At 69.9% G+C, this 502-nt stretch carries 1 pseudogene; it reads left to right on the plus strand.

The window, feature by feature from the left end:
• Window positions 1–502: pseudogene (locus tag FQ705_RS30950) on the plus strand (acetyl-CoA carboxylase biotin carboxylase subunit); the annotation flags it as partial.

Consider the following 502-nt stretch of genomic DNA (forward strand, 5'->3'; position numbering starts at 1 on the left):
CGCTCACGACGGAACTGCGCCAGGCACTGTGCGCCTCGGCCACGCGGCTCGCGCGCCAGGTCGCCTATCGCAGCGCGGGCACGCTCGAATACCTGTTCGACGAGACGCGCGGCGAGTTCTATTTCATCGAGATGAACACGCGCATCCAGGTCGAGCACCCGGTCACCGAGGCGATCACCGGCGTCGATCTCCTGCGCGAAACGCTGCGCATCGCCGACGGCGAGCCCCTGCGCCTGAGCCAGGACCAGATCGTGGCGCGCGGCGCGGCGATCGAATGCCGGATCAACGCGGAAGATCCGGTGCAGGACTTCCGCCCGAGCCCGGGCCGCATCGACGAACTCGCCTGGCCGACCGGCCCCGGCGTGCGCATCGACTCGATGCTGTTCCAGGGCTACACGGTGCCGCCGTTCTACGACTCGCTGCTGGCCAAGCTGATCGTCGCCGACGAAAGCCGGCCGGCCGCGCTGGCGAGGCTCGAGCGCGCGCTCGCGGAGCTGCATGT

This window comes from Paraburkholderia sp. BCC1884 (assembly GCF_900996225.1).
GTDB lineage: Bacteria > Pseudomonadota > Gammaproteobacteria > Burkholderiales > Burkholderiaceae > Paraburkholderia.